The sequence below is a fragment of the Staphylococcus sp. GDY8P47P genome (assembly GCF_016892225.1).
GTDB classification, from domain to species: domain Bacteria; phylum Bacillota; class Bacilli; order Staphylococcales; family Staphylococcaceae; genus Staphylococcus; species Staphylococcus borealis.
The window spans coordinates 268,899-295,204 of record NZ_JAFENV010000005.1 but is presented as its reverse complement, the minus strand read 5'-3'; the positions used below and the strand labels follow the sequence as shown (position 1 = coordinate 295,204).

General features: G+C 34.5%; 26 protein-coding genes and 1 riboswitch. Of the genes, 16 read left to right on the top strand and 10 right to left on the bottom strand.

Annotated features, from left to right (window positions below):
• Positions 1-38: 38 nt before the first annotated feature.
• The 5 genes from qoxD to JVV30_RS01520 all read right to left on the bottom strand — a co-directional run bounded on the left by qoxD (position 39) and on the right by JVV30_RS01520 (position 4,645).
• Positions 39-329 carry a cytochrome aa3 quinol oxidase subunit IV gene (qoxD, locus tag JVV30_RS01540; protein WP_053029123.1) on the bottom strand — a complete coding sequence of 97 codons (291 nt, stop codon included), beginning with the start codon at positions 327-329 and terminating at the stop codon, positions 39-41.
• Positions 326-931, bottom strand: a complete 606-nt coding sequence (qoxC, locus tag JVV30_RS01535) for a cytochrome aa3 quinol oxidase subunit III (protein ID WP_011276175.1) — start codon at positions 929-931, stop codon at positions 326-328. The genes qoxD and qoxC overlap by 4 nt, the downstream gene beginning before the upstream one ends.
• On the bottom strand, positions 921-2,909 hold the full coding sequence (qoxB, locus tag JVV30_RS01530; RefSeq protein ID WP_053029124.1) for a cytochrome aa3 quinol oxidase subunit I: 1,989 nt from the start codon (positions 2,907-2,909) through the stop codon (positions 921-923). Before qoxB ends, qoxC begins: the two co-directional genes overlap by 11 nt.
• Positions 2,909-4,033 (bottom strand): cytochrome aa3 quinol oxidase subunit II, encoded by a 1,125-nt coding sequence (gene qoxA, locus JVV30_RS01525; protein ID WP_053029125.1) that lies wholly within the window; start codon positions 4,031-4,033, stop codon positions 2,909-2,911. Before qoxA ends, qoxB begins: the two co-directional genes overlap by 1 nt.
• A gap of 294 nt (positions 4,034-4,327) precedes the next feature.
• Entirely contained in the window at positions 4,328-4,645 is a 318-nt protein-coding gene (locus tag JVV30_RS01520) for a DUF5011 domain-containing protein (protein ID WP_053029126.1), read from the bottom strand.
• 261 nt (positions 4,646-4,906) lie between these two features.
• Here JVV30_RS01520 and JVV30_RS01515 point away from each other — a divergent pair, with 261 nt between their 5' ends.
• Complete coding sequence (locus JVV30_RS01515) at positions 4,907-6,052, top strand: globin domain-containing protein (protein WP_070855166.1); 1,146 nt, start codon at positions 4,907-4,909, stop codon at positions 6,050-6,052.
• 534 nt (positions 6,053-6,586) lie between these two features.
• On the opposite strand, the gene folD is transcribed toward JVV30_RS01515, so the two are convergent.
• Positions 6,587-7,444 (bottom strand): bifunctional methylenetetrahydrofolate dehydrogenase/methenyltetrahydrofolate cyclohydrolase FolD, encoded by an 858-nt coding sequence (folD, locus tag JVV30_RS01510; protein WP_053029128.1) that lies wholly within the window; start codon positions 7,442-7,444, stop codon positions 6,587-6,589.
• Positions 7,445-7,655: 211 nt separating this feature from the next.
• Here folD and purE point away from each other — a divergent pair, with 211 nt between their 5' ends.
• From purE to purD, 11 genes are read left to right on the top strand one after another with little or no spacing between them, the layout of a single operon-like run.
• Entirely contained in the window at positions 7,656-8,138 is a 483-nt protein-coding gene (gene purE / locus JVV30_RS01505) for a 5-(carboxyamino)imidazole ribonucleotide mutase (RefSeq protein ID WP_053029129.1), read from the top strand.
• Complete coding sequence (gene purK, locus JVV30_RS01500) at positions 8,125-9,249, top strand: 5-(carboxyamino)imidazole ribonucleotide synthase (RefSeq protein WP_070855167.1); 1,125 nt, start codon at positions 8,125-8,127, stop codon at positions 9,247-9,249. The genes purE and purK overlap by 14 nt, the downstream gene beginning before the upstream one ends.
• Before the next feature lie 3 nt (positions 9,250-9,252).
• Positions 9,253-9,957: a phosphoribosylaminoimidazolesuccinocarboxamide synthase gene (purC, locus tag JVV30_RS01495; RefSeq protein WP_070855168.1), complete on the top strand. Its 705-nt coding sequence runs from the start codon at positions 9,253-9,255 to the stop codon at positions 9,955-9,957.
• Positions 9,957-10,217, top strand: a complete 261-nt coding sequence (gene purS, locus JVV30_RS01490) for a phosphoribosylformylglycinamidine synthase subunit PurS (protein WP_033079949.1) — start codon at positions 9,957-9,959, stop codon at positions 10,215-10,217. The genes purC and purS overlap by 1 nt, the downstream gene beginning before the upstream one ends.
• Before the next feature lies 1 nt (position 10,218).
• On the top strand, positions 10,219-10,890 hold the full coding sequence (gene purQ / locus JVV30_RS01485) for a phosphoribosylformylglycinamidine synthase subunit PurQ (protein WP_053022615.1): 672 nt from the start codon (positions 10,219-10,221) through the stop codon (positions 10,888-10,890).
• A complete protein-coding gene (gene purL, locus JVV30_RS01480) occupies positions 10,883-13,072 on the top strand; it encodes a phosphoribosylformylglycinamidine synthase subunit PurL (RefSeq protein ID WP_204193127.1) in 2,190 nt (729 codons plus the stop codon). The genes purQ and purL overlap by 8 nt, the downstream gene beginning before the upstream one ends.
• The gene (gene purF / locus JVV30_RS01475; RefSeq protein WP_204193123.1) at positions 13,051-14,535 is read left to right on the top strand and encodes an amidophosphoribosyltransferase; all 1,485 of its coding nucleotides are present in this window, start codon (positions 13,051-13,053) and stop codon (positions 14,533-14,535) included. The genes purL and purF overlap by 22 nt, the downstream gene beginning before the upstream one ends.
• Positions 14,528-15,559, top strand: a complete 1,032-nt coding sequence (gene purM / locus JVV30_RS01470; protein WP_204193117.1) for a phosphoribosylformylglycinamidine cyclo-ligase — start codon at positions 14,528-14,530, stop codon at positions 15,557-15,559. Before purF ends, purM begins: the two co-directional genes overlap by 8 nt.
• Positions 15,559-16,125: a phosphoribosylglycinamide formyltransferase gene (gene purN, locus JVV30_RS01465; protein ID WP_053029136.1), complete on the top strand. Its 567-nt coding sequence runs from the start codon at positions 15,559-15,561 to the stop codon at positions 16,123-16,125. Before purM ends, purN begins: the two co-directional genes overlap by 1 nt.
• 15 nt (positions 16,126-16,140) lie before the next feature.
• On the top strand, positions 16,141-17,619 hold the full coding sequence (gene purH / locus JVV30_RS01460) for a bifunctional phosphoribosylaminoimidazolecarboxamide formyltransferase/IMP cyclohydrolase (protein WP_070855171.1): 1,479 nt from the start codon (positions 16,141-16,143) through the stop codon (positions 17,617-17,619).
• A gap of 33 nt (positions 17,620-17,652) precedes the next feature.
• Positions 17,653-18,894: a phosphoribosylamine--glycine ligase gene (purD, locus tag JVV30_RS01455; protein ID WP_204193147.1), complete on the top strand. Its 1,242-nt coding sequence runs from the start codon at positions 17,653-17,655 to the stop codon at positions 18,892-18,894.
• A 58-nt stretch (positions 18,895-18,952) separates the two neighbouring features.
• Here the strand turns inward: purD and JVV30_RS01450 are convergent, their stop codons facing one another.
• The 4 genes from JVV30_RS01450 to graF all read right to left on the bottom strand — a co-directional run bounded on the left by JVV30_RS01450 (position 18,953) and on the right by graF (position 22,299).
• Positions 18,953-19,762, bottom strand: coding sequence for an energy-coupling factor transporter transmembrane component T family protein (locus tag JVV30_RS01450; RefSeq protein WP_011276155.1), 810 nt, complete (start codon positions 19,760-19,762; stop codon positions 18,953-18,955).
• Positions 19,755-21,158 carry an ABC transporter ATP-binding protein gene (locus JVV30_RS01445; RefSeq protein WP_070855173.1) on the bottom strand — a complete coding sequence of 468 codons (1,404 nt, stop codon included), beginning with the start codon at positions 21,156-21,158 and terminating at the stop codon, positions 19,755-19,757. The genes JVV30_RS01450 and JVV30_RS01445 overlap by 8 nt, the downstream gene beginning before the upstream one ends.
• A 12-nt stretch (positions 21,159-21,170) precedes the next feature.
• On the bottom strand, positions 21,171-21,746 hold the full coding sequence (locus tag JVV30_RS01440) for an ECF transporter S component (protein WP_053017839.1): 576 nt from the start codon (positions 21,744-21,746) through the stop codon (positions 21,171-21,173).
• Between the two features lie 89 nt (positions 21,747-21,835).
• Positions 21,836-21,935: riboswitch (TPP riboswitch) on the bottom strand.
• Positions 21,936-22,179: 244 nt separating this feature from the next.
• Complete coding sequence (graF, locus tag JVV30_RS01435; RefSeq protein ID WP_141763602.1) at positions 22,180-22,299, bottom strand: glycopeptide resistance-associated protein GraF; 120 nt, start codon at positions 22,297-22,299, stop codon at positions 22,180-22,182.
• Positions 22,300-22,448: 149 nt separating this feature from the next.
• On the opposite strand from graF, the gene auxA reads away from it, so the two are divergent.
• From auxA to JVV30_RS01415, 4 genes are all read left to right on the top strand, one after another.
• Positions 22,449-23,744 (top strand): lipoteichoic acid stability factor AuxA, encoded by a 1,296-nt coding sequence (auxA, locus tag JVV30_RS01430; protein ID WP_053019386.1) that lies wholly within the window; start codon positions 22,449-22,451, stop codon positions 23,742-23,744.
• Positions 23,745-23,931: 187 nt separating this feature from the next.
• Positions 23,932-25,104 carry a class I SAM-dependent rRNA methyltransferase gene (locus JVV30_RS01425; protein WP_204193111.1) on the top strand — a complete coding sequence of 391 codons (1,173 nt, stop codon included), beginning with the start codon at positions 23,932-23,934 and terminating at the stop codon, positions 25,102-25,104.
• A 57-nt stretch (positions 25,105-25,161) separates the two neighbouring features.
• Positions 25,162-25,704, top strand: a complete 543-nt coding sequence (locus tag JVV30_RS01420) for a hypothetical protein (protein ID WP_053022619.1) — start codon at positions 25,162-25,164, stop codon at positions 25,702-25,704.
• A 334-nt stretch (positions 25,705-26,038) separates the two neighbouring features.
• Positions 26,039-26,305: a phosphocarrier protein HPr gene (locus JVV30_RS01415; protein WP_011276148.1), complete on the top strand. Its 267-nt coding sequence runs from the start codon at positions 26,039-26,041 to the stop codon at positions 26,303-26,305.
• Position 26,306: the final 1 nt, after the last annotated feature.

Sequence of the window (26,306 nt, the reverse complement as noted above, 5' to 3'; positions counted from 1 at the left end):
GTTTCATAACAGGTTCTTTTAGTGAGATAAATATTAAATTATAAGTGGTGAGAATGTCCACCTTGCATAACCCAATACGTACCAACAACAGTCACTAATGTGATGATAATCGCAAAGATAACTTTGAACGATTGTACTTGACCATCTTTACCTTCAGTTAAGTGCATGAACATTAATAATTGAACTGCAGCTTGAATAAATGCAAAGCCAAAGATGATTGTTGTTTTAGCATGGAATGTCATGTTTGTGTATAGAGTTACGAAAACTGCTAATAACGTCAAGACGATTGAGGCTATAAAGCCAACTGTATGTTTTACGATTGTATTCATCCGCTATACACCATCCCTATCATATATACGGCAGTAAAGATGAAGATCCAAACAACATCTAAGAAGTGCCAGTATAAACTTACGATAAATAATTTTGGAGCATTGTATTTATTAAGACCACGTGTAGCTACTTGGATTAATAAACAAATGATCCAGCCAATACCTAATGAAACGTGGGCACCATGTGTACCTAATAGGATGAAGAAACTAGACCAATAAGATCCAATTTGTGGTGTTACACCTTCAGAAACATAGTGAGCGAATTCGTAAATTTCGAATCCAACGAACACTAAACCTAAAAGTACTGTAAGAATCATCCAAAACATCATTAAGTTTTGTTTTTCTTTACGCATGTAATAAATTGAAATACCACATGTGTAAGAACTGATTAATAAGGCAAATGTCATAATTAATACAAGCGGTAACTCGAATAATTCAGTTGTCATTTTGCCTGCGTAATCGCCACCATGTTGCAACGTTAATAACGTTGCAAATAAGGTGCCGAATAACGAGAATTCGGCTGTAAGGAAAATCCAGAAGCCAAGTTTATTTAATTGACCTTCGTGCGTACGTGAATCAACAGTATTTGTATCATGACTCATGACCTACAGCCTCCCTTTCTTTAATACGAGCTTCTCTTAAGCGAGCTTCATTTTCAGCAACTTCAGAAGCAGGGATATGATAACCATGATCTTGAACGAAACTTTGGTAAACTAATGAACCAAGAATACCTACTAAACAAATTATAGCAGGGACGATCGTTTCAAAGATTAAGAAGAAACCACCTAATAACATGAATATACCCATAAACACACCAGTATGTGTATTGTTTGGCATATGAATGTCTTTATAGTTATGGTTATCTAAATAATGACGACCATGTTCTTTCATATCAACAAATGTATCATAGTCATTCCAATCTGGAGTGATAGCAAAGTTGTATTTAGGTGGAATTGCAGAAGCAGTTGACCACTCTAAAGTACGTCCAAGACCATCCCAGTTATCTCCAGTAGCTTCACGTGGAGCTTTGATATGACTGTATACGATGCTTGCTACTAAGAATAGGAAACCAACAGCCATTAATAATGCACCAATAGTAGAGATTACGTTTAATAACCACCAACCATCAGAAGGCATGTAAGTGTATAAACGACGAGGCATTCCGTCTAATCCAAGAATGAATTGTGGTAAGAAACATACGTTAAATCCAATCATGAATAACCAGAAACACCATGCATTTAATTTTTCGTTTAATTTGTAACCCATCATCTTAGGATACCAGAAGATTAAACCAGCTAGGCAGGCAAATACTACACCAGTAACCAATGTATAGTGGAAGTGAGCTACTAAGAAATAAGTATTATGATATTGATAGTCAGCTGATGCCATCGCTAACATTACACCAGTAACCCCACCTAATAAGAAGTTAGGGATGAAGGCTAATGAGAATAGCATAGGTGACTCGAACGTAATACGTCCTTTATACAATGTTAATAACCAGTTGAAGAGTTTAACTCCGGTAGGTACACCGATTAACATTGTTGAAATTGAGAAGAATGAGTTGATTAAAGCACCATTACCCATTGTGAAGAAATGGTGAACCCAAACTAAGAAACTTAAGAATGCGATACCAGCAGTTGCCCACACCATGCTTTGGTGACCGAATAAACGTTTACGAGCAAATGTTGGAATAATTTCAGAGTAAATACCAAATGCAGGCAAGATAACGATATAAACCTCAGGGTGCCCCCATACCCAGAAGAAGTTTGCCCATAACATTGGCATACCGCCATCAGCAACTGTAAAGAATGCAGTTCCAAAAATGCGGTCAGCTGTCATTAATGCAAGTACAATTGTGAATACTGGGAACGCAAGAATTACGATTAAAGTCGTAATAAATGTAGTTACAGTAAACATTGGCATTTGCATGAATTTCATTGTTGGTGTTTTACATCTAAGTATTGTTACAAAGAAGTTAATACCAGTCATTAATGTACCAATACCTGAAATCTGTATAGCGATTAGGTAATAGTTAACACCTGGGCCTGGACTAAATTCACCAGCTAATGGTGCATAGTTTGTCCAACCAGCTGCTGGTGATCCACCAATAATGAATGAAAGGTTGAATAAAATCATACCAACAAAGAATAACCAGAAACTAATGTTATTCATAACTGGGAACGCCACATCACGAGCCCCAATTTGTAGTGGAACAACTACGTTCCATAAACCAAAAATGAATGGCATAGCCATAAAGATAATCATGATAACGCCGTGCGTACTGAAGATTTCGTTATAGTGGTTTGATTCCAAGAAAGTATTATCTGGAATTGTTAATTGTGTACGTAAAAGTAACGCATCAATACCACCACGGACGAACATAAGTACAGCACAAATTAAATACATTAAACCGATTTTTTTATGGTCTACGGATGTGAACCATTCTTTGTAAAGATATTTCCATAACTTGAAGTAAGTAATTACTGCAATTAAACCAATAACTAGGAATGGCGCACCGATTTGTGCCATTGTAATCATCCAGTTACCTTTAACGAGTAATTGATCCCATGGAAAATTCATTAATGTCCACCTCCATGATCATTGTCTGCTTTGCTACCAAATTTAGACGCATTTTCGTCTTTCGCGCTTTTACTGATTTTTTCCATTTCCTTAGCGTTATGATCCTCTTCTTTCTTGAATTCATTATCATAAGGATCATTGTTACCAAGAATCATAGGTTTCATACCATGACGCTTATAGTTAGCGTTAGTGATTTGAACCTTACGAGCTGGTTTCTGTGGTTTATCAGTAACATCTTTGTACAAGTCTTCTTCAGCTACAAAGTTAGGATCTTTTTGAACATAATTATAACGTTTGTAAGCGTAGAAAATGTACTCTGGATCAGCTGCAGGGTCAACGAATGCCATATGCGTACCATTGAATGTCAATTCTTTATTAGGTGTACTTGGTAAGAGTTGTTTATCAAACTCATCTTGGCTAAGTGTTTGCTTGCTCTTAGCATCTTTAACCCAAGAATCGAATTCACTTTGGTCTACAGAGTGAACTTTAAACGTTTGGCGAGAGAAACCTTCACCATTGAAGTTAGAGTTACGTCCTCTGAAAGTACCTGTTTCATCGGCTTGTAAAGTCCAATTCATTGTCATGCCAGTCATGGCATATTTTTGACCACCTAATTGAGGAATCCAGAAACTTGTCATCGTATCCATAGCTTGCAATTTGAAGACTACAGGACGATTTTTAGGAATAGTTAATGTATTCACTGTTTCTACTTTTTGTTCTGGATAAGCAAAGAACCATTTGTATCCAGCACTTACTGCGTATACAACCATTGGATCTTCCTTACTTTCTGGTGGTTTCTCATAATCGTATAAAGTTTTAACTGTTGGAATAGATAAAGCAATAACGATAATGATAGGTACCACAAACCAAATTGTTTCAATTAAAGAATTGTGGTGCATCTTACCAGTTTCGCTGTTTTTATTGTAGCTATACTTGAAAATAAAAATAGCGAACATGGTAAGTACAACAGCAACAATAACAAGCATGAAGATGATTGAGTAAATAATCAGGAACTTCTGACTACTTGCTACTGGCCCTTTTGCATTAAATACTTCTACATTCGAACAACCACTAAGTAAAATTAGCGTGCCGAACATTAGAAGCAAAGACTTAAATTTTGACACTTTTTTGACCTCCTAATACTACAAATGTAGGGCTTATCATTAATTTTAGTTTATTACGCGATATTTACAAGTACTTATCCAAAAAAAATTATAAATATATATAGGAAACAACTAGCAACAATAGGAATGACGGGGAATGTAAGATTTGTTAAAATTATGTGTCTATTCTGTGAAAAATGACAAATTTAAGTGAAATACGCATGTAGTTGAGAAACGTTATCATTTTCAGTGTTTTCAAGGGTTCTAGACATAAAAAAAGATGAGACATTTCATCTCATCTCAAAATTGTCATCATTACTTAACTTCTATGTATCGCGTAGAAGTTTCTTTAGCTCCATCTGAATCAATGACGTTATATTTGACTTTATATTTACCTACTTTAGAAGTATCAACATGACCATCAACAGTAATTTTATGCGTTAAATCGCCATCTTCTTTATCATAGGCACTAATTCCATTAAGTAGATTATAGTTTTGGCCTTTTTCAATTACAATATCATTCACGCCTCTAAGTTCAGGAGAGTGATTTGTAGTAGCTTCTGCACTTAAGTTGGGGGTAACTAGAGTTGCGGAGACGCCTAGCGCTGAAAGTGACTGGATTAGTTTATTCATTAAGTTAACCTCCGTTAAAATAAAGTCATTGAGTAATTTAATTAAACTATACAATATATTCTGACAATAAACATCATACTATAGTCTTAATATATCGTATTATTTTACGAATTTAAATGATAAGAAGAAAAATATATATTAAGATTATGTAAAATGAACGTTTTGTGAATTTAAGTACATTTGATTTAAAAAATCTCAATTTTGAAATAGAATGAATTAAGAAATGGTTTGAAATATTTAACTAAATGGGAGTGACTTTTCATGTTAAATGAAAAAGAAAAAGGCATTATTAAAGAAACAGTACCAGTATTACAAGACAAAGGCACTGAGATTACATCATATTTTTACAATAGAATGTTCAACCAACATCCAGAATTGAAAAATATGTTTAACCAAACGAACCAACAGAAAGGGTTCCAATCAACTGCATTAGCACAAAGTGTTTTAGCAGCAGCAGTGAATATTGATAATTTAGGTAATATCATGCCAGTTGTTAAAGAAATTGCCTATAAACATTGTGCTTTACAAGTTCCACCTGCAGGTTACGATATTGTCGGAGAAAATTTAATCGAAGCAATTAAAGCTGTTGTAGGTCTTGAAGATGATCATCCTATTATTCAAACTTGGAAAAAAGCTTACCAAGAAATTGCTGATGTGTTTATTCAAGTAGAAAAAGATATTTATGCTGAAATGCTTTGGGATGGTTTCAAACCTTTTGAAATCGAAAAAATTGAACAATTGTCTTCAGATATTAAAGCATTCACAGTTAAATCTACTGATTATGATTTAAGTCAATTCACACCGGGTGAATATATCACTGTTGACGTAAGTAGTGAAAAATTACCTTATCGCGCAAAACGTCATTACTCAATCGTATCAGGAGAAAAAGAACGTTTAACATTTGCTGTTAAACGTGATGTAACTACTAATCATGAAGGTGAAGTTTCAACTATCTTACATGATGAATTAAAAGAAGGGGACACAATTAACTTGTCTGCTCCAGTTGGTCCATTTGCAGTTGCAAATCCAGAAAAACCACAACTATTTATTGGTGCAGGTATCGGTGTTACACCTCTAGTTTCTATGTTTGATGAAGTAGTAGCTAAAGACAGCAAAGCTCAATTTGTTCAAGTTACTGGGGACATTAACGATACACCGTTCACTTCACATTTAGAAGCTATTAGCCAAAAATCAGACAAAGCAAATTATGAACTTTATGATAGAGAAAAAAATGGCTATTTAACTAAAGACTATCTTGAAAACTATTTAAGCAATGATACTGAAGTATATGTATGTGGCGGTGCTAAGTTCATTCAATCTGTAATTGAAGTATTAAAAGCATTAGATGTGGATCAAAGTCACATCCATTATGAAACATTCGTACCAAAATTAAGTGTTACAGTTTAATAAGAATAATGGATGCTAAGACATGCTACATTACTGGATTAATGCAAGACGTATAATTATTTTATAGTGTAGTTTCTAATATATAAGGCACCTCTTTAATTTAGTGTTGAAATGATTACTAAATTATATGAGTGTGCCTTAATTTTTTTAAGAATTTCTTTACGACCCAGCCCTCTAGGCAAGCGTCTCAACTTAAGTGAAATGAAAATCCATCCAAGAGCTACTTTAGAAACAGCACCCCAGGAACGCGAAGCAACTTATGTGAGTGATTATCTATCTAAGATCGCCTTTAGAGGACTACAGGCTGAAGCTGTCCCATAAGAAGGGCCCCAACACAGAGAAACTGATTTAATCAGTTTCTACAAGCAAAGCACGTTGGGCAAGCAAGCCAACAATACTCCGTATTGTAAATAAAGAAACCAGTCAATGCGTTTGTTAAAACGCATTGACTGGCTATTTCTCTAGGAATGATGTCCTAGCCATTTCAATTTAATTATTCTAATAACATAAGACTTAAGTCAAAGTGAAGCCTTCTTATTCAATGCCACGACGCATTTTTTCAGCTAATAGTGTGTTGTTAAGCACCATAGTGATTGTTAATGGGCCAACACCACCTGGAACTGGTGTGATAGCTCCAGCAATTTCTTTAACTTCTTCAAACTCTACGTCACCTTTTAATTTACCATTTTCATCAGGCGTATTACCAACATCAACAATAACTGCGCCTTCTTTAACATCATCTTTAGTAACTAAGCCTGGTTGACCTACAGCACTAACAATGACATCAGCGTCTTTTAAATGACTATGCATGTCTTTAGTACGTGAATGTAAGATAGTTACAGTAGCGTTAGCTTGTAATAATAATTTAGATACTGGTTGACCAACGATATGGCTACGGCCAATTACAACCGCATTTTTACCTTCTAAATCAATATCAGCATGTTTAAGAATTTCCATAATACCTAATGGTGTACATGGAACAAAAGTTTGCTCATCAATATATAATTTACCGATATTTGAAGGGTGGAAGCCATCAACGTCTTTTTCAGGATTAATCGCTTCTAAGATTTTTTGTTCACTTACTTGTTTAGGAAGTGGTACTTGAACTAGAATACCGCTAACTGAATCATCATTGTTTAAACGATCTAATTCTTTTAATACATCCTCTTCAGAAGTATCTTCCTCTAAATGAACAATTTCAGAAATCATGCCGATTTTTTCAGCAGCTTTCTTTTTAGAGTTTACATAGCTTTGACTTGCACCATCATTACCAACTAAGATAACTGATAATTTTGGTGTATAACCTTTTTCTTTTAATGCTTCGACTTGATTTTGTAAACCTTGTCTATAGTCCTTAGAAATTTGTTTCCCATCTAAAATTTTTGCAACCACAAAAAATTCCTCCTTGTTTGTTTTAATCATAACTATACCTTAACTTTAAAACTGTATTCTCGTCAATTGATAGCCAAAAGACGTAAATTAAAGATAAAAATTAAGTTAAAGTTCGATTTTTAATTGAAAAAGCATCGCATGATTGTTATGCTATATCTGTAATATACAACTAATCGTATCTAAATTTCAAACTTTTGAAAGGGTGTACAACGTGAAAGTAGCGGTAATTATGGGTAGTTCTTCAGATTGGAAGATTATGCAAGAAAGTTGTGCGATGTTAGACGAATTCGAAATACCGTACGATAAGAAAGTGGTTTCGGCACATCGTACGCCAAAATTAATGTATGAATTTGCCAGTCAAGCACAGAAAAATGGCTATGATGTCATCATTGCTGGAGCAGGTGGCGCAGCGCATTTACCGGGAATGGTTGCATCAATGACAACATTACCTGTGATAGGTGTACCAATAGAATCGAAAAGTTTAAAAGGTCTGGATTCATTATTATCAATTGTTCAAATGCCTGGTGGTATTCCAGTAGCTACAACTGCAATTGGAACGGCAGGTGCTAAAAATGCTGGCATATTGGCTGCAAGAATATTAAGTATTGGCAACGAAACAGTTCGTCATCATTTAGAACAATATGAGCAAAGTCTAGTAGATAAAGTTGGTGAAATGCAAAATGAACTTCAATAAATTAAAGTTCGGTGACACTATTGGCATTATTGGTGGAGGTCAATTAGGTAAGATGATGGCTCAATCAGCACAGAAAATGGGTTTCAAAGTCATTTGTTTAGATCCTAACCCTGACAGTCCATGTAAACCTGTTGCTCATGAATTTATCACTGCTGCTTATGACGATGAAAAAGCGTTACATGAACTTGGCGAAAAATCTGATGTCATTACTTATGAGTTTGAAAATATTTCTGCTGAGCAACTTAATCGCTTAACGCAACAATTCAATATTCCTCAAGGCTATCAAGCAATTCAATTATTGCAAGACCGATTGACTGAAAAACAAACATTAGAACAAGCTGGTTCTAAAATTGTTCCATTTTTATCTATAAAAAGTGAAGAAGATTTAAATGACGCTATTCATACATTAGGCTATCCATTTATAGTCAAAACGCGATTTGGTGGATATGACGGCAAAGGACAAGTCTTAGTTAAAGATGAAACAGCGCTCCAAGAAGCTAGAGCACTTATTAAGAATCAAGAGTGTGTAGCAGAACAATATCTTGATATTTCACTTGAAGTTTCGTTAACAGTTACCATTGGCAATCACAAACAAATTACGTACTTCCCACTACAAGAGAACGAACATCGTAATCAGATTTTGTTTAAAACCATTGTGCCTGCACGAACTGACAAGGAACAAGAAGCGAGAATTGAAGTGAATAAGATTATTGATCAAGTTCATTTTGTAGGTACATTCACAGTTGAATTCTTTATCGATAAATCAAATCATTTGTATGTAAATGAGATCGCACCGCGTCCACACAATTCAGGACATTATTCTATTGAAGCCTGTGATTATTCACAATTTGATACGCATATTCTTGCTGTTACAGGTCAAAAGCTACCAGAACAAATCGAAATCTTAAAACCAGCAGTCATGATGAATTTGTTAGGACGAGACTTAGATTTATTAGAAGAACAGTTTTCAAGTCATCCTGAATGGCATGTGCACATTTATGGCAAATCAGAACGCAAGCCTGACCGTAAAATGGGACATATGACCATTTTGACGAATGATTTAAATGAAACTGAGAAAGACATGCTCAAACAGTTTGAAGGGAGAGAATAGTTAATGACGCTATTATATGAAGGGAAAGCGAAAAGAATTTTCTCAACAGACAAAGAAGGTCAATTGAGAGTTGAGTATAAAGATGAAGTTACGGCTGGTAATGGTGCAAAAAAAGACAAAATGGAAGGTAAAGGTCGATTAAATAATCAAATTACCGCTATAATATTCGACTATTTAGCTCAACATGGAATTAAAAGTCACTTTATTAAACAACTTTCAGAAACGGAGCAATTAGTCGAAGCAGTGACTATTATCCCATTAGAAGTGGTGGTTCGTAACATTGCAACAGGCTCAATTACCAAACGCTTAGGTTTTAATAAAGGTCATGAATTTGAAGCCCCTTTAGTTGAATTTTTCTATAAAAATGATGACTTGAACGACCCTTTAATTACAGATGATCATGTGAAACTGTTAAACATTGCGAATGATAGTGAAATTGAAACATTGAAAACGATGGCGAAAGATATCAATAAAGTATTAATAGAACTTATGAATGAAATGGATTTAAGATTGGTGGATTTCAAAATCGAATTTGGTAAGACATCTGACGGTAAAATCTTACTAGCTGATGAAATTTCTCCTGATACATGTCGTATTTGGGATAAACATTCTGACACTAACTTTGACAAAGATGTCTATCGAAATGATACAGGTTCACTTATTGACACATATACAACATTTTTAAATAAATTGGAGGAACTAAAATAATGAAAACGATTGAACTTCACATTACATTACAACCACAAGTATTAGATACGCAAGGACAAGCATTAAATCGAGCTGTACATGATTTAGGTTATAAACAAGTAAATGATATTCGAGTAGGTAAAGTGTTATACATGACGGTTGATGAAGCAACTGATGAAGCGGTTGATAATATCGTTACTACTTTAAGTGAGAAGTTATTCGCTAATACTGTAATTGAAGAATATAGTTATAAAATCGTTGATGAAAAGGAGAATGCATAAGATGAAATTTGCAGTTCTCGTATTCCCAGGATCTAATTGTGATAGAGACATGTACAATGCAGCGATTAAGACAGGTGCTGAAGCAGAATATGTTGACTATCGTGAGACATCATTGGAAGGTTACGATGGCGTACTTATTCCAGGTGGTTTTTCTTTTGGTGACTATTTACGCTCAGGCGCAATGGCAAGTGTAGCACCTATCATTAGTGAAGTGAAACGTCTAGCAAGTGAAGGTAAACCGGTTCTTGGTGTGTGTAATGGATTCCAAATTCTTACAGAAATTGGTTTATTACCAGGTGCATTGCTTCATAATGATTCTCATTTATTTATTAGCAGAAATGAAAGTCTAAAAATTGCCAATAATCAAACACCTTTTACAAATTTATATGGTGAGAATGAAATTGTCGTTTATCCGGTTGCACATGGTGAAGGTCATTATTACTGTACAGATGATATATATGATGAATTAATTGAGCATAATCAAATTATCTTAACTTATGAAGATAATCCAAATGGCTCTCATGAAAATATTGCAGGGATTGTTAATAAAGCAGGTAATGTTTGTGGTATGATGCCTCACCCAGAACGTGCGCTTGAAACAATTCTTGGAACTGATAGTGGTGTGAAATTATTTGAAGCAATGGTAAATTGTTGGAGGGAACAAAATGTCTAAGTTTATCGAACCTAGTATTGAAGAAAGTAAGCTTGAAAAATTGTATCAAGATATGGGCTTAAGTGACGCGGAATATAACAAAGTGTGTGAAATATTAGGGAGAGAACCTAACTTTACAGAAGTAGGCATCTTCTCAGTTATGTGGAGTGAACATTGCTCTTATAAACACTCTAAACCATTCTTAAAGCAATTTCCGACAACAGGTGAACATGTCTTAATGGGACCTGGTGAAGGTGCAGGTGTAGTAGATATAGGAGACAACCAAGCAGTTGTGTTTAAAGTTGAATCACATAACCATCCATCTGCTATTGAACCTTATCAAGGTGCTGCAACAGGTGTAGGTGGCATCATTAGAGATATTGTATCAATTGGAGCTAGACCTATTAATTTATTAAATAGCTTGCGTTTCGGTGAATTGTCAGTGAAACAAAACCAACGTTTACTTAAAGGTGTTGTTCGTGGTATTGGCGGTTACGGTAATTGTATCGGTATTCCAACAACAGCTGGAGAAATTGAATTTGATGATCGCTATGATGGTAATCCGTTAGTCAATGCTATGTGTGTCGGTGTGATTGATCATGACATGATCCAAAAAGGAACTGCTAAAGGTGAAGGTAACTCGGTTATATATGTAGGTCTCAAAACAGGTCGTGATGGTATTCATGGTGCCACTTTTGCGTCTGAAGAGTTGACTGAAGAAAGTGAAAGTAAACGTCCGTCAGTTCAAATTGGGGATCCATTTGTAGGTAAAAAACTTATGGAAGCAACATTAGAAGCGATTACTTTCGACGAATTAGTTGGTATTCAAGATATGGGTGCCGCTGGTTTAACATCTTCATCATCAGAAATGGCAGCTAAAGGTGGCAGCGGTCTAGAATTACATTTAGATAAAGTGCCTACACGTGAACCAGGTATTTCACCTTATGAAATGATGCTTTCTGAAACGCAAGAACGAATGTTACTAGTCGTTGAAAAAGGTACTGAACAAAAATTCTTAGATTTATTTGAAAAACACGAATTAGATAGTGCGGTAATTGGTAAAGTAACGAACACTGACCGCTTCGTACTTAAATATGAAGATGAGCTATTTGCAGATATCCCTGTGCAATCTCTTGCAGATGAAGCACCGGTTTATGTGCTAGAGGGTGAAGAAAAAGAATACAACACATCAAAAAATGACTATAGTTCAATCCATGTTCAAGATGTCTTTGAAAAACTTTTAAAACACCCAACAATTGCTTCTAAACATTATTTATATGAACAATATGATCAACAAGTTGGTGCAAATACGATTATCAAACCAGGACTACAGTCATCAGTTGTTCGTGTAGAAGGTACGAATAAAGCTATTGCATCTACGATAGACGGTGAAGCACGTTACGTATTTAACCAACCGTATGAGGGCGGAAAAATGGTCGTTGCAGAAGCGTATCGTAATTTAATTGCTGTAGGTGCTACACCACTAGCTATGACAGACTGCTTAAACTATGGTTCACCAGAAAAGAAAGAAATCTATCAACAATTGATTGATTCAACGAAGGGCATGTCAGAAGCGTGTGAAGTATTAAAAACACCAGTTGTTTCAGGTAACGTTTCTCTTTATAACGAAACACGTGGCACATCCATTTTCCCAACGCCTGTCGTAGGAATGGTTGGATTAATTGAAGATATTGATTACCTTAATGACTTCCACCCTGAAGCTGGTCATAAATTGTATTTAGTTGGTGAAACAAGAGATGACTTTGGCGGTAGTCAAATTGAAAAATTATTGTACGGTAAAGTGAATCATGAATTTGAAGCGATTGATTTAAGTGATGAAGTTGCTAAAGGAGAAGCGGTTAAAAATGCGATTCGAAATGGCGTGGCTTCACACGTGCAAACAGTAGGTAAAGGTGGTTTATTAATCACTTTAGCACGCTTAAGTGCACACTACAGTTTAGGGTTAGAAGCTTCAGTTGATCTTACAGATGCACAATTGTTTAGTGAAACGCAAGGTCGATACATTATTGCTGTTAAAGAAGGTCAGACTTTAAATATTGACGATGCTATAGAAATTGGTCAATTAACAGATGTTGATGAATTTAAAGTAACGAATGCTCAAAGTTCGATTGTTGAAAAAGTCTCAGAAATTAAAGAAAGTTGGGAAGGAGCAATTGCACAATGTTTAACTACAGTGGATTAAACGAGGAATGTGGTGTATTCGGCATTTGGAATCATTCAGAAGCCGCTCAATTGACTTATATGGGACTTCACAGTTTGCAACATCGTGGTCAAGAAGGTGCAGGTATCGTTGTATCAGATGGAGAAGTTTTAAAAGGTGAACGTGGTCTTGGATTGTTAACAGAAGCAATTAAAGGTGACCAAATGGATCAACTTAAAGATGGTCACAACGTGATTGGCCATGTTCGCTATGCGACTTCAGGTAATAAAGGTATTGAAAATATACAACCATTTTTGTATCACTTTTACGATATGAGTGTTGCGATCTGCCATAATGGTAATTTAATTAATGCACAGACATTGCGTCAATATTTGGAAAAACACGGTGCGATATTCCATTCGTCATCCGACACTGAAGTGATTATGCATTTAATACGTAGAAGTAAGGCACCCACTTTTGAAGAAGCATTAAAAGAAAGTTTACGCCAAATTAAAGGTGGCTTCACCTTTGCAATTCTTACTAAAGATGCATTATATGGCGCTGTTGACCCTAATGCGATTCGTCCGTTAGTCGTTGGCAAAATGCAAGACGGTACGTACATCTTAGCTAGTGAAACATGTGCCATTGATGTATTAGGTGCAGAATATGTGCAAGACATCCATGCTGGAGAATACGTTGTGATTAACGATGAAGGTATTGAGGTTAAATCATATACAAGTCATACGAATACAGCTATATCAGCGATGGAATACATTTATTTTGCGCGACCTGATTCAACCATCGCGGGTAAAAATGTCCACGCAGTACGCAAAGCATCTGGAAAGAAATTAGCACAAGAAAGCCCTGCAGATGCAGATATGGTCATCGGTGTACCCAACTCCTCATTATCAGCGGCAAGTGGCTATGCTGAAGAAAGTCATTTACCTTATGAAATGGGCTTAGTAAAAAATCAATATGTTGCTCGCACATTTATTCAACCGACACAAGAGTTAAGGGAACAAGGTGTTCGCGTTAAATTATCAGCAGTTAAAGATATCGTAGAAGGAAAACGCATTGTTTTAGTTGACGATTCAATTGTACGTGGCACAACGAGCAAGCGTATTGTCAGAATGTTAAAAGATTCTGGAGCTAAAGAAGTGCATGTCAGAATTGCTTCACCAGAATTTATGTTTCCTAGCTTTTACGGAATTGATGTTTCAACGACTGCCGAACTTATTTCAGCAAGCAAGTCACCTGAAGAAATTTGTGATTATATCGGTGCAGACTCGCTATCTTATTTAAGTGTAGACGGTTTAATCGAGTCAATTGGGTTGGATTATGATGCACCATATAGCGGATTATGTGTAGAGAGCTTTACAGGTGACTATCCAGCAGGACTGTTTGATTATGAAGAGAAATATTATAAGAACTTAAGTCAACGTCAACAAGATTATATCAATAATCATAAACACTACTTTGATAGAGAGGGTAATATTCATGTCTAAAGCATACGAACAATCAGGTGTTGATATTCACGCAGGTTATGAAGCAGTAGAGAGAATGTCCAGTCATGTGAAACGTACGATGCGTAAAGAAGTATTAGGTGGTTTAGGTGGATTTGGTGCTACTTTTGATTTATCGCAATTAAATATGAAAGCACCCGTCTTAGTTTCTGGCACAGATGGTGTAGGGACTAAATTGAAATTGGCTATTGATCATGACAAACATGACACAATCGGTATAGATGCGGTTGCAATGTGCGTGAATGATATTTTAACTACGGGTGCGGAACCACTATACTTTTTAGATTATATTGCAACAAATAAAGTTGTCCCAGAAGTGATTGAACAAATCGTAAAAGGCGTCAGTGATGGTTGTGAAGAAACAAATACTGCACTTATTGGTGGTGAAACGGCAGAAATGGGTGAGATGTACCACGAAGGTGAGTACGATCTTGCTGGGTTTGCTGTGGGTGCAGTTGAGAAAGACGCATACATTGATGGCTCAGCGATTGAAGCTGGACAAGCCATTATTGGTTTAGCTTCAAATGGTATTCACTCTAATGGTTATAGTTTGGTACGTAAATTAATTAAAGAATCAGGGGTTGATTTAAATGATGACTTTGATGGTCGTTCGTACTTAGAAACGTTTCTAGCACCAACGCAGCTATATGTAAAACCTATTCTTGCTCTAAAAAAAGCTGTTCAAATTAAAGGAATGAATCATATCACTGGTGGTGGTTTTTATGAGAATATTCCACGTGGGTTACCAGAAGGTTTAGCAGCTAACATTGATACACAAGCATTTCCAACACCAAACGTATTTAATTGGCTACAACAACAAGCCAATATAGATACTAAAGAAATGTACAATGTCTTTAATATGGGGATTGGCTTCACTGTCATAATCGATAAAAAAGATGTTGCGCAATCACTTGATATTTTAAAACAAGAGGGTATAGCTGCTTTCGAAATAGGTGAAATTATTGAAGACAAAGACACGCCTATTCATCTTGAGGGGGTAGAGTAGTGGCTAAAGTAGCAATATTTGCATCTGGTTCAGGTAGTAATTTCGAAAATATTGTATTATGCGCAGATAAAGGGGAACTCAATAATATAGAAATTACATCTTTATATACTGATCATCACGATGCATACTGCGTCAAACGTGCTGAACAATTAAAAGTAGCTGTCAATATTAATGAACCTAAAGATTTCGAATCAAAAGCAGCCTATGAACAACATGTAATTAAGTTGTTACAACGCGAAGAAGTAGAATGGATTATCCTTGCTGGCTATATGCGATTAATTGGTCCTGACTTATTAGAAGCATACGAAGGTAAAATTTTAAATATTCATCCATCATTGTTACCGAAATATAAGGGGAAAGATGCTATAGGACAAGCATTTAATAGCGGTGATAAGATTACTGGTTCAACGGTTCATTATGTAGATAGTGGCATGGATACGGGAGAAATTATTGATCAACGACAATGTGATATTAAATCGGACGATACTAAAGAAGAATTGGAAGAACGTGTTAAACAATTAGAATACGAACTTTATCCAAGTGTTATAGCTAAAGTTATTAAATAAGGAGTTAAGCTAATCATGAAAAAAGCAATTTTAAGTGTCTCAAACAAAAGTGGAATAGTGGAATTTGCTAAATCGTTAATCAAATTAGATTATGAACTTTATTCAACTGGAGGAACTAAAGGTGCTTTAGAAGATGCTTCTGTACCAGTGAAATCTGTTTCAGAGTTAACACAATTTCCCGAAATTATGGATGGCCGTGTTAAAACATTACACCCAGCGGTACATGGTGGTATTTTAGCGGATAGAGATAAACCTGAACATTTAGAACAATTATCGGAACAACATATTGATTTAATCGATATGGTGGTAGTGAATTTATATCCTTTTCAAAAAACGGTTGAAAATCCTGATGTGACTGAAGCAGAAGCAATTGAAAACATTGATATTGGCGGACCTACGATGCTACGTGCTGCAGCTAAAAACTTTAAGCATGTAACGACAATTGTACACCCATCTGATTATAATGAAGTCATCGAGCGTATAAAAGAAGATCGACTAGATGAAGCGTACCGTAAAGCATTAATGATAAAAGTATTTACACATACAAATGAATATGATCATGCTATTGTAAGCTTCTTTAAAGGAGATAGCGAACAATTAAGATATGGCGAGAACCCTCAACAATCAGCTCGCTTTGTTCGTACTTCGAATAGTAAACATACTATTGCAGGTGCTAAACAATTACATGGTAAAGCGTTAAGCTTTAATAATATTAAAGATGCGGATTCAGCACTTTCACTTGTGAAGAAGTTTAGTGAACCAGCTGCTGTTGCCGTTAAACATATGAACCCTTGTGGTGTAGGTATTGGCGACAATATTGAAATTGCGTTTAAACATGCTTATGATGCAGATAACCAATCTATTTTTGGTGGCATTATCGCATTAAATAGAACAGTGACTGCTGAATTAGCAGAAACGTTGCATGCGATATTCTTAGAGGTGGTTATCGCGCCACGATTTACAGATGAAGCTTTAGATATTCTTACGCAAAAGAAAAATATCCGATTGCTTGAAATTGATATGACGATTGATAATCGTGAAGAAGAATTTGTTTCTGTATCTGGTGGTTATTTAGTCCAAGACAAAGACAACTTTGAAGTTGCTAAAGAAGATATGAAAGTTGTAACTGACAAGGCACCTACTGACGATCAGTGGGATGCGATGCTATTAGGTTGGAAAGTAATCCCTTCTGTAAAAAGTAATGCTGTCATCTTGAGTAATACGAAACAAACGGTAGGGATTGGTGCAGGTCAAATGAATCGTGTTGGCTCTGCAAAAATTGCGTTAGAGCGTGCAATAGAAATCAATGACAATGTTGCCCTAGTTTCAGATGGTTTCTTCCCAATGGATGATACCGTTGAATTGGCTGCACAGCATGGTATTAAAGCTATTATTCAACCGGGTGGTTCAATTAAAGACCAAGATTCAATTGATATGGCGAATAAATATGGCATTGCTATGGTGACAACTGGTATGCGTCACTTCAAGCATTAATTTGTCATTTAAATAATGGAAGGGGTAATAATGATGAATGTTTTAGTTATCGGAGCGGGTGGCCGCGAACACGCTTTAGCTAATAAATTGCGTCAATCACCATTAATTGATCAATTACACGCAATTCCAGGTAATGACGCTATGGTTAATGTTGCAGAAGTGCATACAGATATTGCAGAAAGTGATCATGAAGCCATCTTAAACTTTGTTCAAGAAAAGAATATTGAATGGGTAATTGTAGGACCGGAACAACCATTAATTGATGGATTACCAGATCAATTACGACAAGCTAATGTAAAGGTATTTGGTCCAAATAAGGACGTGGCTCAAATAGAAGGGTCTAAACTATTTGCTAAACAATTAATGAAAAAATATAATATTCCAACTGCGGATTATAAAGAAGTGAATTCTAAAACAGAAGCACTCGACTATATAAAACATTGTGATTTACCTATCGTAGCTAAGAAAGATGGCTTAGCAGCTGGTAAAGGAGTTATTATCGCTGATACACGTGAAGTGGCGAAAGAAGCGGTTGAAACACTATATCCGGAAGAGCAGGGTAAAGTGGTATTTGAACAATTTTTAGAGGGTGAAGAATTCTCTTTAATGACCTTTATTAATGGTGAATATGCAGTTCCGTTTGATTGTATTGCGCAAGACCATAAACGTGCCTTTGATCATGATGAAGGACCTAATACTGGTGGTATGGGTGCATATTGTCCAGTGCCTCATATTACTGACGATGTCTTAACACGTACGAATAAAGAAATTGCACAACCCATTGCGAAAGCGATGAAAGCAGAAGGTTATGATTACTTTGGATTACTTTATATTGGTGCGATTTTAACATCTGAAGGACCCAAAGTGATTGAATTTAATGCACGCTTTGGAGACCCAGAGGCACAAGTATTGTTAAGTCGATTAGAGAGTGATTTAATGGCTCAAATCGTTGCTTTAGATCGTAAAGAACCAATTAGATTCCAATGGCAAGATGACTATGTCGTGGGCGTCATGTTAGCCTCTAAGGGTTATCCAGGAAGTTACGCTAAAGGTGCTAAAGTAACTGGGTTTGAATTGAATGATACTTATTTCGTAAGTGGTTTACGTAAAGAAGATGATGCATTTGTTACTTCAGGAGGCAGAGTGATATTAGCTCTTGGAAAAGGTGCAACAATTGAAGATGCACAGAATGTAGCTTATGACAATGTAGAAAAAATTAAGTGTGATAACCTATTTTATCGTCATGATATTGGAAATAAGGCATTGAATAAGTAAATGTAAATAATGGAGTGGGACGATGAATTCAAAAGAATTCTGTCCCACTCCGTATTTTTTATGAGGTATAACCTGATACACGAGCATCAGTAATCCCAGTGATAGGGAAGTATTGTGAAAGATAAAATGCGATGATTAATATGGCCACAACGCAAATTACAAATAAAATATCTTTATAAGAAAACGGTGCTTTATAATAATATGTTCTTGGACCATCTTTGAAGCCTTTAGATTCCATCGCAACAGACAGTTGATGCGCACGACGGATATTTTGACTTAAGATAGGTATTAATAAATGTTTTAGACGTTTAAGCCCTCTATAATTTGAAGCATCAATCATTTGATAACGCATTTTAAGCGAACGTCTCAATTGAATAAGTGATGTAAAAATGAGAGGTACCATTCTGATCGCAGCCATAAACGCATATGCAATTTTAGGTTTTACTTTTAAATGTTGCATTAGGCTATAAAAAATCATGACAATTTCGGACGTGAGGGCCAATAAAATACCAAACATTGACACTGTAATTGTACGTAATGATAAATGCAAGCCACGTACAATACTTTCAGTACTAATTTGAATAATGCCCCATTTAAATAACATATGTGTACCATCACCATAAAGGATCATAAATAATGACGATAATAGCGCAAATAGCACAGTGGCTAAAATAAAGGCTCCGGTAATTTTAAACTGCGTACCATTAAATGCCATTAAAAATAAAAACATAATAATGGTAATGTAAATCATATAATCAAAATTATGGACAAATATAATGAAAATGAATAGCGCTACACCAAGTAAAAGTTTCGTAATGATATTAACGTCATCTACAAAGGAATAGTGTTTCTTCCAACGTTCAAACATGTGATTCACCTTCCTCTTCAATGAGTTGGTTATCTTCGACGATTAAACGACGTGTTGGATAGCGATGAATGATTTCCGGATCGTGTGTAACCATAATGATGGTTTGACCACTAGAGACGCTTTCTTGGAAAAGTTCAATCAATTGGAATGTATTGTGACTATCCAGTCCGAATGTTGGTTCATCTAGCAAGATGATATCGGCTTTTGAACTTAGTGCAGTAGCTACGCTAAGACGTCGTTTCTGACCCATAGATAATTCAAATGGATGTTGGTTTTTAACGGCTTCTAAATGCAATAATTTTAAAAGTTTCATCGTTTCATTTTCAGCGATTGAAGGTTCTTGATGATTATAATGAATATATATTTCTTCATAAACAGAATTTGTTATAAATTGTAATTCAGGGTTTTGATAAACGAGATACATATGCTTGGCTGCATCTTTTATTTTCTTCAATATTGTATTCTTGTAAGCCATCGTGCCTTCATATTTTATAAGTTGCATCATTGATTCTAACAGCGTTGTTTTACCTGTACCATTTTTCCCAGTTATCGTAATCCATTCTCCAGAATGAACATTTAATTCGGATGTCTGGAATAATTGTTTTTTACCACGAATAACTTGACCATTCTTAAAAGTAAATAATGTTTCAGCTTTATTAGCTGGAAATGTCATCGGCTTTGGCGCATGATCCCAAGCATGAGGATGCCAAACGCCAAATTCAGTGAGTAAATGCTCACAGTTATTTAATATGTAATCCGGTGTGCCATCTGCTATGATTTGCCCTTCATAATTCAATAAGATGACTCTATCGACATGCTCCCAAATATGTTCAACTTTGTGTTCGACAATAAGCACAGTTTGATCAGACCATAACTGAATAAGTCGTTGCCATAAATCAGCTGTAGCATCTACATCTAACATGGCAGTAGGCTCATCTAAGAAAAGCGTATTAGCTTCTTGTAAAATAGTTTCAACAATAGCGAGCTTTTGTTTCATACCGCCACTAAGATGATTGACGAATGTATTGTCCGTAACATTTAAATCAACCGATGCTAAAGCATTCTCTATAAGTGCGTCCATTTCATTGCGTGGTACTTGTTTATTTTCTAGAACGAAAGCAAGTTCTTCATACACTTTAGGCATACAAAACTGCGTATCTGGATCTTGAAAGATGACACCGGAATGTGGATCGATTTCAAGTTCATCATATTTCATAGGTAACTCAATTAAATTTGGCACAATGCCACTTAAAACATTAAGTAATGTGCTTTTACCAGATCCTGAAGGACCTAGTAAAAGCACTTTTTCTTTATCTTTAATTTCAATATTCAAATTATCGAAGATTTTACGTTCGCCATTCGGATATTTCAGACGTAAATTTTTCGCTTTTAACACTTTAATTTCCCCTTATAGGTTGTCGTAGTCTTTTTGAGAAGCAGGGCGGAATAATTTCGTCACACCTGTTTGATCTAATGCTTTAACAATGAGATAAGATAATAAGCCGGCAATGACAATACCGCTAATAGAACGGAATATAATGAATAAAAGAAGATTCCATCCTGCGACTTCAGCTAAATAACCGTAATAATAATCAACTGGAAATGAAATTAATGCAGTTGCTAATCCAGCTAATACAGCAACCATTAATGATCTAGATTTGTATTTAAAAATAGCAAAAATAATTTCACAAGCTAAACCTTGAAGAATTGCATATACAATTGTAGGAATATCAAATTTACCCATAACAATTGTTTCACCAGCACCTGCAGCAAACTCTGCAATAAGTGCAATACCAGGTTTAGGAATAATTAAATATGCGACGATAGCTGCCATAAACCAAACGCCGTATGTTAATTGTTCAATATGAACACCGGCAACTTGCGCCACGTTATACGCAAACCACCATAAGTTATAAATTATCGCAAATACTACTGCAATCAGAACAGTTACAAGGATTTCTGAAAGCTTTAAACCTTTTGACATGATATTTCCTCCTAAAAAAACGCACAACCATCCGTAGAAAGTTGTGCGTGAATTTAAATAAAAAGTTTTATATGTATTTACTACAATTATTTATATTAGCAACACTTTCCTACGCTAGTTTTAACTAGTTCAGGTTCAAAGGGTTCGAGGTAAAACCTCATCTCAGTATACACACCCCTAGTGCGTTTTATATTTAATTTATTTTAAATGTATGACTTTTATGAATTAATGTCAAGGCGATTTTAATTAAATTAAATAAAATGAGAGAAAAATCGATATTCATAATGAATGAAACATTATGAATTGATGGCCTTAAATACCATTAAAAATGAAAAGAACTGAGAAGCGCATGAAATATTGCGCCATCTCAGTTCGGTTAGCTACGCAAATGAATGAGTGAAGCTGTAGCCTTTATAAATAATTGCTTTAGTTATTAATCTAAAGTGTTTTGAACATCTTTTTTAGTTTGTTCGATGTCATCAGTTTTTTCTTCTTTTTGTTCTTTTAATTTTTCTTCTACTTCTTTTGCTTTTTTAGCATCTTCGTTTGTCATAATGAACACTCCTTGTTAGATTAATGTTTACAATTTAAGTTTACCCATATAAAACTAGGATAAACTTATATAGGTCTCAAGATGTATTTTATTGTTTAATAAAGACAAGATTAACATCTTACTATATAATGAATTTTGAGGTGAACAGTATGTCTTTTCTTAAGAAACACACCGAGATTATTTTTAGTTATATTGTCGGTATCGTTTCACTCTTCACGGGTCTCATAATACTTATAAATTTACCTTTAATTAATCAATTAAAGGATAAAGATAAAGTTGAATTAAAAATTCATAATTTATGGGATTTCCTTAATGCATTCTTCAGTGAAATTATTAGAGTGATGAGTAGGTTCATAGGCAACTTTCCTATTATTAGTGCAGTCATAATTATTCTGTTTGGTATTCTTGTAATGCTTATTGGTTATGCATTATATAGAACTACGAAATATGATTACGACATCTCAATTTTCTTTTTAATTATTGGGATTTTATACTTCCTCATTTCAATTACTTTAATGACTCAAGTATATAGTTTTTGGGCAATTATTTTTATTATTCCTTTTATTATTCACACAGGCTACATTGTATATAAAGATGAACTTAATGTTGCTAATAGAAAAAATCATTACTTATGGATTATTTTTTCTTACGGAATAAGTTATTTAATTACTCAAATTTCTTTATACGGCAAAATTGATGCCAATGAAATTGCACCAATAGATATATTAAGTGTAAATACATTTTTCTTAGTAATGTGGTTATTAGCGCAAGCTTCAATTTGGAATTTCTTATTCTTAAGAAGATCCTTACCATTGACTAAAGAAGAATTGGGAGAAGAAGAACCTGAATTATCAAGAACAAGTAAAGGAAATGTTTCGAATCAGTCTAAAGTTCATTTTAAACAGCTTCAAGATAAAACATCAGAATATGCACGTAAGACGAGAAGAAGTGTCGATTTAGAAAAAATCAGATCAAAACGTGATAAATTTAAGAATAAATTCAAAAATGTATTTAATATTGAAGAAGATGATATTCCTAATTGGATGAGACGTCCGAAATGGATTAAACCAGCGTATGTAGAAATATTCTGTGGTTTCATTTTATTCCTATTTACATTTATTGAATTTAATAACAGAAATGCTTTATTTGTATCAGGTGAATGGGAACTATCCCAAACACAATATGTTGTTGAATGGGTAACTTTATTATTATTAATGCTAGTTATTATCACTTATATTGCAACGACATTTACACATTTCTTAAGAGGTAAATATTATTATTTACAACTCTTTATGGTTAGTATTCTATTCTTTAAATTGTTAACTGAATTTGTAAACATTATGATTCATGGATTATTATTATCGATCTTTATAACTCCAACGTTAATCTTAATGTTGATAGCGGTTATTATCGCATTTACGTTACAATTGAGAGAAAGACCTTAATGCGTTTAATTTTGATAAGGTGGTAACGTGAAATCTATGGTGACAAAATAGACTTCACGTTCCGCCTTTTTTGTTTAATGTTGTTTTGTGTAATGATAATTTTATATTTGTTAAACTAGTGTTGAACGATAACGAGAGTGTTGTATAAAATTCAAACTTAAAACAATCTAAATAGGAGCGTTTGAAAATGAAAATAGCCACATTAAATAGAGGTAAAGAAACAAAGTATTTAAATCACTATCCGCTAGTAGATGAAGCGGATATTTATAACAATGATCATTTAAAAGAAGGCGACTTATTTTACATTATGAATGGTCAAGAACAGTACATTGCAACCGCATATGTTGGACGCCAACATAAGGGACTTGGCTGGATATTAAGCTACGATCAAAATGAAACAATTAATACATCTTTTTTCGAAAAAAGATTTGAAATTGCATTACAAGAACGTGACTATTATTATCATATCGAAGGTACTAATGCGTTTAGATTATTTAATGCAGAAGGCGATGGCGTTGGTGGTTTAACGATTGATAACTACGATGGCCATTTATTGATTCAATGGTACTCAAAAGGAATATATAAATTCCGCTATAATGTCATTGAAGCGATTCAGAAAGTATTTCCATTTAAGTCAATTTTTGAAAAAATGCGTTTTAAAGATTCGGAATATACAGGTGGACATGTATTAGGAGAGACGCCTGAATTTCCAATAGTTATAGAGGAAAATTTCACATTTTATAATGTAGATTTAGATGATGGCTTGATGACAGGCATTTTCCTAGATCAAAAAGAAGTAAGAAAGAAATTACGAGACCACTTTGCAAAAGATAAGCATATACTTAATTTATTTAGTTATACTGGTGCATTTTCGGTTGTAGCTGCTAAAAATGCGACTACAGCAACAAGTGTGGATTTAGCCAATCGTTCACGTAGTTTAACGGAAGAAAACTTTGGTTTAAATGGTATTGATCCTAAAAGCCAGTATATTTATGTAATGGATACATTTGATTTTTACAATTATGCTGCGCGACACGGCAAAGTATACGATACGATTGTAATTGATCCACCAAGTTTCGCTCGTAATAAGAAGAAGACATTTTCGGTACAAAAGAATTACGATGATTTAATTAATGGTGCATTAAATATACTTGCTCCGAATGGTTCTCTATTATTATGTACAAATTCAAGTGCTTTTTCATTGAAAGCCTTTAAAAATGTTATTAAAACTACGCTTAATGAAGCAGATGTAGCATATGATATTGAGGAAGTTATGGGGTTACCTAAGGATTTTAAAACGCACCCACACTATAAGCCGTCAAAATATTTAAAAGCTGTATTTATTAATATCAAGCATTAAATCATTAAAAATGGGTATACATGGTTAATGAATGATTTAAGAAAGGTGTGTCTTTAAATGGGCATTATGAATAAATTTACAAGTGGCGTTACAAATAAAGTTGGGAACAAAGTTTTAAATATTGAAGAAATTAAAGAAAAAAGTAACTTACCGACTACTAAAGAAGAATTAGCTGAACGCAGAGCAAAAGCGGAAACAATTGTGAAGAAAAAATCATTATTATCATCAAGCATGAGTATTGTGCCAATTCCTGGACTAGACTTTGGCGTAGATATTAAATTAATGCGAGACATTATTGAAGATGTTAATAAAATTTATGGCCTAGATCATAAACAAGTGAATACGCTTGGGGATGATGTGAAAGAACGAATTTTAGCAGCAGCAGCAATTCAAGGTAGTTCATTTATTGGTAAAAAAGTATCAAGTGCTGTGTTAAAAGTGGTTATTAGAGACATGGCAAAACGTGCTGCAGCGAAACAAACGAAATGGTTCCCTGTTGTTGGACAAGCTGTTTCAGCATCAATCAGTTACTACTTCATGAACAAACTTGGGCGCGAACATATCGAAAAATGTGAAAAAGTGCTTCATGATATTATTTAAAATGAAAATGTTGTAGTATAATTGGAGTAAGCTTAATGATAAAGGCTAAATAGTTATCATACGAATTTGTCTTAAATTATAATTTAAACCAAAGTTGTGACAGTGATTTTAATTTGTGCTGTTATGCATACGATAAGTAAGTAAAAATATTGAAGGTTAAAATCGACTTTTTACAATTTGAAACACTTGTTTATTTCTATAAAAACCAATTATAATAGTATTTCAATCCTATTAGAATTGAATTTAGTAATATATTTTGGTAGTGTTATGGTATAAAATTATGTTAGATTATGACAAATTTGAATATTCTAACTTTGCGAAGGAGAAATAGATTATGGAACAAAAATCTTATGTAATTATCGATGAAACAGGTATTCATGCACGCCCTGCAACTATGTTAGTTCAAACTGCATCAAAATTTGATTCAGATATTCAATTAGAATATAACGGTAAAAAAGTTAACTTAAAATCAATCATGGGTGTTATGAGTTTAGGTGTAGGTAAAGATGCTGAAATCACTATCTACGCTGATGGAAGCGATGAAGCAGACGCAATTCAAGCAATCAGTGATGTCTTATCTAAAGAAGGTTTAACTGAATAAT

Bases quoted from the DNA above. Each gene is read 5' to 3' on its own strand.
- JVV30_RS01515 (WP_070855166.1), top strand. From the start codon at position 4,907: ATGTTAAATGAAAAAGAAAAAGGCATTATTAAAGAAACAGTACCAGTA.
- JVV30_RS01425 (WP_204193111.1), top strand. From the start codon at position 23,932: ATGAAAATAGCCACATTAAATAGAGGTAAAGAAACAAAGTATTTAAAT.
- graF (WP_141763602.1), bottom strand. From the start codon at position 22,299: ATGACAAACGAAGATGCTAAAAAAGCAAAAGAAGTAGAAGAAAAATTA.
- qoxC (WP_011276175.1), bottom strand. From the start codon at position 931: ATGAGTCATGATACAAATACTGTTGATTCACGTACGCACGAAGGTCAA.
- JVV30_RS01520 (WP_053029126.1), bottom strand. From the start codon at position 4,645: ATGAATAAACTAATCCAGTCACTTTCAGCGCTAGGCGTCTCCGCAACT.
- qoxB (WP_053029124.1), bottom strand. From the start codon at position 2,909: ATGAATTTTCCATGGGATCAATTACTCGTTAAAGGTAACTGGATGATT.
- purD (WP_204193147.1), top strand. From the start codon at position 17,653: ATGAATGTTTTAGTTATCGGAGCGGGTGGCCGCGAACACGCTTTAGCT.
- purF (WP_204193123.1), top strand. From the start codon at position 13,051: ATGTTTAACTACAGTGGATTAAACGAGGAATGTGGTGTATTCGGCATT.
- purH (WP_070855171.1), top strand. From the start codon at position 16,141: ATGAAAAAAGCAATTTTAAGTGTCTCAAACAAAAGTGGAATAGTGGAA.
- purM (WP_204193117.1), top strand. From the start codon at position 14,528: ATGTCTAAAGCATACGAACAATCAGGTGTTGATATTCACGCAGGTTAT.
- JVV30_RS01440 (WP_053017839.1), bottom strand. From the start codon at position 21,746: ATGTCAAAAGGTTTAAAGCTTTCAGAAATCCTTGTAACTGTTCTGATT.
- qoxD (WP_053029123.1), bottom strand. From the start codon at position 329: ATGAATACAATCGTAAAACATACAGTTGGCTTTATAGCCTCAATCGTC.
- purS (WP_033079949.1), top strand. From the start codon at position 9,957: ATGAAAACGATTGAACTTCACATTACATTACAACCACAAGTATTAGAT.
- auxA (WP_053019386.1), top strand. From the start codon at position 22,449: ATGTCTTTTCTTAAGAAACACACCGAGATTATTTTTAGTTATATTGTC.
- purL (WP_204193127.1), top strand. From the start codon at position 10,883: ATGTCTAAGTTTATCGAACCTAGTATTGAAGAAAGTAAGCTTGAAAAA.
- purQ (WP_053022615.1), top strand. From the start codon at position 10,219: ATGAAATTTGCAGTTCTCGTATTCCCAGGATCTAATTGTGATAGAGAC.
- JVV30_RS01450 (WP_011276155.1), bottom strand. From the start codon at position 19,762: ATGTTTGAACGTTGGAAGAAACACTATTCCTTTGTAGATGACGTTAAT.
- JVV30_RS01420 (WP_053022619.1), top strand. From the start codon at position 25,162: ATGGGCATTATGAATAAATTTACAAGTGGCGTTACAAATAAAGTTGGG.
- purC (WP_070855168.1), top strand. From the start codon at position 9,253: ATGACGCTATTATATGAAGGGAAAGCGAAAAGAATTTTCTCAACAGAC.
- purK (WP_070855167.1), top strand. From the start codon at position 8,125: ATGAACTTCAATAAATTAAAGTTCGGTGACACTATTGGCATTATTGGT.
- JVV30_RS01415 (WP_011276148.1), top strand. From the start codon at position 26,039: ATGGAACAAAAATCTTATGTAATTATCGATGAAACAGGTATTCATGCA.